This is a genomic window from Kitasatospora sp. NPDC056783 (assembly GCF_042789895.1).
Classification (GTDB): domain Bacteria; phylum Actinomycetota; class Actinomycetes; order Streptomycetales; family Streptomycetaceae; genus Kitasatospora.
Genome location: NZ_JBHUAF010000068.1, coordinates 21,269 through 29,575 on the forward strand (window position 1 = coordinate 21,269; position 8,307 = coordinate 29,575).

The 8,307-nt window shown below is 76.4% G+C and carries 4 protein-coding genes; 1 reads left to right on the forward strand and 3 read right to left on the reverse strand.

All coding sequences use genetic code 11. The annotated features are described in order from the left end of the window. Positions 1-138 precede the first annotated feature (138 nt). The 3 genes from ACFRMQ_RS13450 to ACFRMQ_RS13460 form a co-directional block, all read right to left on the reverse strand. On the reverse strand, positions 139-1,383 hold the full coding sequence (locus tag ACFRMQ_RS13450; RefSeq protein WP_380730275.1) for an AI-2E family transporter: 1,245 nt from the start codon (positions 1,381-1,383) through the stop codon (positions 139-141). A 37-nt stretch (positions 1,384-1,420) separates the two neighbouring features. After that, positions 1,421-1,615, reverse strand: coding sequence for a DUF3046 domain-containing protein (locus ACFRMQ_RS13455; protein ID WP_380730277.1), 195 nt, complete (start codon positions 1,613-1,615; stop codon positions 1,421-1,423). A gap of 64 nt (positions 1,616-1,679) precedes the next feature. Next, positions 1,680-3,239: a S8 family serine peptidase gene (locus ACFRMQ_RS13460; protein WP_380730279.1), complete on the reverse strand. Its 1,560-nt coding sequence runs from the start codon at positions 3,237-3,239 to the stop codon at positions 1,680-1,682. 216 nt (positions 3,240-3,455) lie between these two features. On the opposite strand from ACFRMQ_RS13460, the gene ACFRMQ_RS13465 reads away from it, so the two are divergent. Then, positions 3,456-8,177 (forward strand): ATP-dependent helicase, encoded by a 4,722-nt coding sequence (locus ACFRMQ_RS13465; protein WP_380730281.1) that lies wholly within the window; start codon positions 3,456-3,458, stop codon positions 8,175-8,177. Positions 8,178-8,307: the final 130 nt, after the last annotated feature.

Sequence of the window (8,307 nt, forward strand, 5' to 3'; positions counted from 1 at the left end):
ACCGACCGGACTCGGCCTGTGGAAAACTCCTCGCCGGAGAGTACAAAGAACATCTGTTCGATTCAAGCGTCGCACGTCCGCGCCGCGCGCCGCCCCGGAGGACACCCCGAAGGACACCCCGGGGCGGCGCCCCCGGAATCACCTCCCGTCGCCGCCGACCATCCGGCGCAGCCGCCGGGCCGCCTCCCGGCGCAGCTCCCGCCGGGCCCTCCGCTGCTCGCCCCGGTCGATCCGGGGGTCGGTGGCCACCTCGTACCGCCGCACGTACGTCCCCACGAAGCCCTGGAGCGTCGCCGCCGCCGGGATCGCGATCAGCGCGCCCACCGCGCCGAGCAGCGCCGCCCCGGCGATCACCGAGCCGAACGCCACCGCCGGGTGCACGTCCACCGTCCGCGCGGTGATCCGCGGCTGCAGCAGGTAGTTCTCGACCTGCTGGTAGACCACCACGAAGCCCAGCACCCACAGCGCGTCCACCGGATCCACCGTCAGCGCCACCAGCACCGGCAGCGCTCCGGCCAGGTACGTCCCGATGGTCGGCACGAACTGCGACATGACGCCCACCCAGACCGCCAGCGCCGCCGCGTACGGCAGGTCCAGCAGCGCGAACATCACCCAGTGGCCGAGGGACGAGACCACCGCGAGCAGCGCCCGGGAGTACAGGTAGCCGCCGGTCTTGGCGAGCGCGATCTCCCAGGCCCGCAGCACCTCGGCCTGCTTGGCCGGCGGCAGCATCGAGCAGACCGTCCGGCGCACCCGCGGTCCCTCGGCGGTGAAGTAGAAGGTGAACAGCCCGACCGTGAAGGCCTGGAACAGTCCGCCGATCAGGGTCGAGGAGACGCCCCAGACGTTGTCGGCCGCCTGCTGGATGTAGCTCTCGATGGCGCCGGAGTCCTTGAGCAATCGATTCTGCAACTCGCCCAGCGAGAGGTCCTGGTGGAAGGTCCGGTTGATCCACCCGATCAAGCTGTCGACCAGGTGCGGCAGGTCCCCGGCGATCTTCGCCACCTGGTCGACCAGCAGCGTGCCGAGCGCGGTGACGAACCCCACCACCGCGACCCCGACCGCCACGAACACCAGGAAGGTGCCGATCCCCCGCCGCACCCCGCGCGCCGCCATCCGGTCGACGGCCGGCTCCAGCGCCAGCGAGAGGAAGAAGGACACCAACAGCATCACGAAGAGGTCGATCAGCTGCCGGAAGGCCCAGTCCGCGAGCTGGAACACCCCGACCAGCACCAGGAACAGCACCATCGCCCGCGGCAGCCAGCGCGGCATCCCGCCCCACGGGCTCCCGCCCGTCCGTTCCCCGGCGGACGGCTCCCCGCCGGTGCCGTCGCCCTCCGGCACCGATCCGTCCGGATTCTTCTGTTCTGCGCTGTTTGTCACCCGAACAGTCTGTCCCATGCCGCCCGGAGGCCGGCACTCAGCGCAGCACGCCGGAGATCCCCTGGGTGTCGCACACCACGCGCCAGACGTCCTTGGCCTCCCAGCCCGCCTCCAGCGCCTGCCGCACCGTCCGCCCGCCCAGCTCGCTCATCACGTGGTCGGTCGCGAACGACTCCGCGTACGTCTCCCCGAAGTGCGCGTACATCCGTCGCCAGAACTCCGTCAGCCTCATGCCCCCAAGTATCCCGGGCCCGGGAGCGGCACGCCCACGCCCGCCGCTCCCCTCCCCCGTCCCGTCACCGGGGCAGCGCCAGCAGCCCCGCCCCGAAGTACTGCCGCTCCCCGCACGCGTGGGGGCCGGGAGGGCACCCGGCCGTCGCCGTCGCCGCCAGCAGGGCCGCCAGCCCGTCCGACCCCAGCTCCGGGTGCAGCGCCGCCGCCACCGCCACCGCCCCGGTGACGTGCGCGGCCGCCATCGAGGTCCCCGCCAGCGCCGCGTACTGCCCCTCCGGCCAGTCGGAGACGATCGCCCCCTGCGGCCCGCCGTCCGGGACGCCCCCGGGCGCGGCCAGCGAGACCCGCCCGCGCCCGTAGTTGGAGTAGCCGACCGGGCGCCCGTCCCGGCCCACCGCGGTGACGGTCACCACCCCGGGCAGCTCGCCGGGGAGGCGCACGCACTCGGTGCCCAGGTAGCGGGTGCGGGCCGGCCCCGAGGTCCGGTCGTTGGGGCTGCGGTCGTCGGTCCGCGGGGCGCCGAGGTCCTGCCCGTCGTTGCCCGCCGAGGCCACCACCACCGCCCCCTTGCGCCGGGCGTAGTCGGTGGCCCGGCCGACGGCGGCGATCAGCGCGGCCTGGTCCGGGTCCTCGGGGCAGTTGTACTTCCACGGGTCGGCGAAGTAGCTGTTGTTGATCGCCTTGGCCCCGTGGTCGGCGGCCCAGAGCAGGCCGCAGACGATGTTCTCCGCGTAGTACTGCCCGAGCGGCCCCAGCAGCCGGACGGCGGCGATCCGCACGCCCGGCGCGACCCCGGTGACGCCGCGGCCGTCGCGGGCGGCACCGACGATCCCGGCGACGTGGGTGCCGTGCCCGCTCTCGCCCACCCCCGGGTCGGGCCGCCAGGCCCCGGTACGGGCGTCGGGCCGGCCGTCGGCGCAGGAGACCGAGGCCTTCGGGTCGACGGCGGCGCGCAGGTCCGGGTGGGTGTCGTCGACGCCGGAGTCCAGCACCGCGACCAGCACCCGGCGCAGGGCCTCGGCGCCCGGCCCGGCGGCGGCGTCACCGACCCGGGCGGCGGCGCCCCCGAGCATCGCGAGGTTCCAGGCCCCGCCCTCCCCCGGGTCCGGCACCGTCGTGGTCCCGCCGTCCGCCCGGTCACCGGCTCTCCCCCGGTCGGCCCGAACACCGCCGACCGCGTCCCCGCCGGCCCGACCGCCGCCGGCCGCGTCCCCGCCCGGCCGGGAACCCGCCGTGAAGTCCCCCGCGCCCGCCACCTCCCGCGGCGGCGCGACCACCGGCGTGGTCCTGGTCACCCCGGCGGCGGCGATCCCGGGCCGGGCCCGCACCCGCTCGCCGAACGAGTCGGTCGGCGCGTACACCAGCGCCGCCCCGATCTGCGGGTACTCCTGGACCACCTGCCCGCCCACCGCCCGGCTCTCCGTCCCGGCCAGGGCCGCCCCGGCCGCGTCCTCCCCCTCGGCCAGCACCAGGTAGCTGAGGTAGGCCCGCCCGGGCCCGGACACGTACGGCACGGCGCCGCCCGCCACCAGCGCCGTGAGCACCATCCCGAGCAGCACCCGCGCGGGCCCGCGGATCCGGCGGCGCCGGGCGGGCCTGCCCGACGGGTGCGCCTGCGCCATCGCTCGGCCTCCGCTCGCCGGTCCGGTCGGTCACGGGTGACCGCCGATCCCGGGTGGATCGGCGGCTCCCGGTGGATCACGCCCCTCGGTTCCTCACGATATGAGCGGAATGTCGATCCTGCCCCCCGGCTTGCACCCCCTCTCCTGCTCGCACCCCTCCCCCGGCGCCCACGCCCCCCGGCCCCGCTTGTCAGTCCCACCCGGCACCATGGGGGCATGGCGCCCGAGCACCCGACCCCGCCCGCCGACGACCCCCTGGCCGGCTTCGCCCCGGCCACCCGGGCCTGGTTCACCGGTGCCTTCGCCTCCCCCACCACCGCCCAGGCCGAGGCCTGGCACGCCATCCGGCGGGACACGGACGTCCTGGTCGTCGCCCCCACCGGCTCCGGCAAGACGCTGGCCGCCTTCCTCTCCGCCCTCGACCGGCTCAGCAGCACCCCGCCCCCGGCCGAGCCCAAGCGCCGCTGTCGGGTCCTCTACGTTTCACCGCTCAAGGCCCTCGCGGTGGACGTCGAGCGGAACCTGCGAGCCCCGCTGGCCGGCCTGCGCCAGGCCGCCGTCCGGCTCGGCCTGCCGGAGCCGGAGGTCCAGGTCGCCATCCGCTCCGGCGACACCCCGGCCGCCGATCGCCGCCGTTTCGCCACCCACCCGCCGGACATCCTGATCACCACCCCCGAGTCGCTGTTCCTGCTGCTCACCTCCGCCGCCCGGGAGGCGCTGCGCGGTGTGGACACGGTGATCCTGGACGAGGTGCACGCCGTCGCCGGCACCAAGCGCGGCGCCCACCTCGCCCTCACCCTGGAGCGGCTGGACGAACTGCTGGACCGCCCGGCCCACCGGATCGGCCTCTCCGCGACGGTCCGCCCGGTCGAGGAGGTGGCCCGCTTCCTGAGCCCCCGGCGCGGCGCCGCCGTGGTCCAGCCGGCCGCCGCCAAGGACTTCGACCTCTCGGTGGTCGTCCCCGTCCCCGACCTGGACGACCTGCCCGCCGCCCCGGCCACCGGAGGCGCCGCCGGCACCGACCCGCAGCGGCAGGCCTCGATCTGGCCGCACGTCGAGGAGCGGATCGTCGACCTGGTCGAGGCGCACCGCTCGACCATCGTCTTCGCCAACTCCCGCCGCCTGGCCGAACGGCTGTGCAACCGGCTGAACGAGATCGCCCACGAGCGCGCCACCGGCACCGCCGTCCCCGAGGCGCACGCCCCGGCCCAGCTGATGGGCGGTTCGGGCGCGGCCAAGGGCGCGCCCCCGGTCATCGCCCGCGCCCACCACGGCTCCGTCTCCAAGGAGCAGCGCTCGCTCGTCGAGGAGGAGTTGAAGGCCGGCCGGCTGCCCGCCGTGGTCGCCACCTCCAGCCTGGAGCTGGGCATCGACATGGGCGCCGTCGACCTGGTCGTCCAGGTCGAGTCCCCGCCCTCGGTCGCCTCCGGCCTGCAACGGGTCGGCCGGGCCGGCCACCAGGTCGGCGCCGTCTCCACCGGCGTCTTCTTCCCCAAGTACCGGGGGGACCTCGTGCAGTCCGCCGTGGTCACCGAACGGATGCGGACCGGCCGGATCGAGGCGCTGCGCGTCCCACGCAACCCGCTGGACGTGCTCGCCCAGCAACTGGTCGCGATGACGGCCCTGGACACCTGGCCGGTGGACGAACTGCTCGCCGTGGTCCGCCGCGCGGCCCCCTTCGCCACCCTCCCGCAGTCCGCGTTCGACGCGGTGCTCGACATGCTGGCCGGCCGCTACCCCTCGGACGCCTTCGCCGAGTTGCGCCCCCGCCTGGTGTGGGACCGGGTGGCCGGCACGGTGACCGGCCGCCCCGGCGCCCAGCGTCTGGCCGTCACCTCCGGCGGCACCATCCCGGACCGCGGCCTGTTCGGCGTCTTCATCGCCGGCGCCGCCGGGGCCGATTCGAAGGCGGGCGCGAAGGGCGGTGGGCGGGTCGGCGAGCTCGACGAGGAGATGGTCTACGAGTCCCGCGTCGGCGACGTGTTCACCCTCGGCACCACCTCCTGGCGGATCGAGGAGATCACCCACGACAAGGTGCTGGTCACCCCCGCCCCCGGCATCCCCGGCCGGCTCCCGTTCTGGAAGGGCGACACCCTCGGCCGCCCGCTCGAACTCGGCCGCGCCCTCGGCGCGTTCACCCGCGAGCTGAGCGCCCTCCGGCCCGCGGAGGCCACCGAGCGGCTCAAGCGGGCCGGCCTGGACGACTGGGCCGCCGCCAACCTGCTCGACTACCTCGCCGAGCAGCGCACCGCCTGCGGCCACCTCCCGGACGACCGCACCATCGTGGTCGAGCGCTTCCGGGACGAGCTCGGCGACTGGCGGATCGTCATCCACTCCCCCTTCGGCGCCCAGGTGCACGCCCCCTGGGCGCTCGCCCTCGGCGCCCGGCTGCGCGAGAAGCACGGCCTGGACCCGCAGGTGATGCACGCCGACGACGGCATCGTGCTCCGCCTGCCCGACGCCGACCTGCTCGCCCTCGACTTCGACTTCAGCGGCCCCGCGGAGCAGCGGAGTCCGGACGAGGCCCCGGTGGGCGCCGACGCCGCCCTGTTCGACCCCGGCGAGATCGAGCAGCTGGTCACCGACCAGGTCGGCGGCTCCGCCCTGTTCGCCTCCCGCTTCCGCGAGTGCGCCGGCCGCGCCCTGCTGCTCCCCCGCCGCAGCCCCGGCCGCCGCACCCCGCTCTGGCAGCAGCGCCAGCGCGCCGCCCAACTGCTGGAGGTCGCCTCCGAGTACGGCTCGTTCCCGATCGTGCTGGAGGCCGTCCGGGAGTGTCTCCAGGACGTCTTCGACGTGCCCGGCCTGGTCGGGCTGATGGCCGATCTGGAGTCCCGCGCCGTCCGCCTGGTCGAGGTCACCACCCCGGAGCCCTCGCCGTTCGCCCGCTCGCTGCTGTTCGGCTACGTCGCCCAGTTCCTCTACGAGGGCGACTCCCCGCTCGCCGAGCGCCGCGCCGCCGCCCTCGCGCTCGACTCCCGGCTGCTGTCCGAACTCCTCGGCCAGGCCGAGCTGAGCGAGCTGCTCGACCCACGGGTGCTCACCGAGCTGGAGGCCGAGCTCCAGCGCCTCACGCCCGAGCGCCGGATCAGGGACGCCGAGGGCGTCGCGGACGCCCTGCGCCTGCTCGGCCCGCTCAGTGAGGCCGAGTTGACGCTCCGCGGCGCCGAGCCGCTCTGGGCCCTGGAGCTGGAGGCCGCCCGCCGGGTGATCCAGGTCCGGATCGCCGGCGAGCGGCGCTGGGCCGCGATCGAGGACGCCGGGCGGCTGCGCGACGCGCTCGGCACCCCGCTGCCGGTCGGTGTCCCGGAGGCCTTCACCGAGCCGGTCAAGGACCCGCTGGGCGATCTGATCGCCCGCCACGCCCGCACCCACGGCCCGTTCACCGCCGCCGAGGCCGCCGCCCGGTACGGCCTCGGTGCCGCCGTGGTCACCGGCACCCTGCACCGGCTGACCGCCGCCGGCCGGCTGGTCCAGGGCCAGTTCAGACCGGCGGGAAGCTCCACCGACCCCGAGTGGCACCTCACCCCCGAGTGGTGCGACGCCGAGGTGCTCCGCCGGCTGCGCCGCCGCTCGCTGGCCGCCCTGCGCCAGGAGGTCGAGCCCGTCCCGCCGCGCGCCCTGGCCGCCTTCCTGCCGCAGTGGCAGCACCTGGCCGGCCACAAGCTGCGCGGCCCGGACGGTCTGCTCCGGGTGGTCGAGCAGCTCCAGGGCACCGCCCTGCCCGCCTCCGCGCTGGAGAAGCTGATCCTGCCGGCCCGGCTCGCCGACTACTCCCCCGCTCTGCTGGACGAGTTGACGGCGGCCGGCGAGATCGGCTGGTGCGGCGCCGGGGCGCTGCCCGGCAAAGACGGCTGGATCAGCCTGCACCTCACCGAGAGCGCCCACCTGCTGCGGCCCGATCCCGTCCCGCCCGCGCTCACCCCGGTGCACGGCGCCCTGATGTCCGCGCTGGCCGGCGGCTACGGCCTGTTCTTCCGCCAACTCGTCCAGCAGCTCCCGGAGGAGACGCCGGAACCGGAGGTGGTCGAGGCACTCTGGGACCTGGTCTGGGCCGGTTACGTCACCAACGACACCCTCGCCCCGCTGCGCGCCCTGCTCGGCTCCGGCCGGACGGCGGGCGCCACCGCGCACCGCGCGCCCCGGTCCACCCCGCGCGGCCGCTACGGCGGCGCGGGGCGCCCCTTCGGCCGGGTGGGCGGGGCGCCGCGCAGCGGCCCGGCGACGGTGGCCGGGCGCTGGTCGCTGCTGCCCGCCTTCGCCGCCGACCCGACGGTCCGGGCCACCGCCCGGGCGCAGAGCCTGCTGGACCGGCACGGCCTGCTCACCCGGGGCACGGTCGCGGCCGAACGGGTGCCCGGCGGCTTCGCCGGGGTGTACCGGGTGCTCGCCGCGATGGAGGAGCGCGGCCGGGCCCGCCGGGGCTACTTCGTCGAGGGCCTGGGCGGCGCCCAGTTCGCCATGGAGGGCGCGGCCGACCGGCTGCGCTCGGTCCACGCCCGGCTGGAGCGGTCCCGTGCCTCCGAGTGGCCGGCGGCCCCGACCGGTGAGCCTCCCCAGGCCCTGGTGCTGGCCGCCGCGGACCCGGCCAACGCCTACGGCGCCGCCCTGCCCTGGCCCGAACCGCCCACCGCCCCCGGGGGCAAGGAGTCCACCGCCCACCGCCCGGGCCGCAAGGCGGGCGCCCTGGTGGTGCTGGTGGACGGTGAGCTGGCGCTGTACGTCGAGCGGGGCGGCAAGTCCCTGCTGGCCTGGCCGGAGGACGAGGGCACCCGGGCACTGGCGGCGGGGGCGCTGGCGGCGGCCGTCCGGGAGGGCGCGCTCGGCAGCGTCACGGTCGAACGCGCCAACGGCGAGCCCGCGCTCGGTTCGGCCCTCGGCCGCGCCCTGGAGGAGGCCGGATTCCACGCCACTCCGCGCGGTCTGCGCCTGCGCCCCTGAGCCGGGCACCGGGGCCGCGGGAGCGCGGGAAACCGGGGAACGCCGAAGGGCGCGGGACCGCCGGAGGCCGCGGAGTCCAGGACCCCGCGGCCACCGGGCCCGGGGGCTCACCCGATCGGGGGTGGGGGCG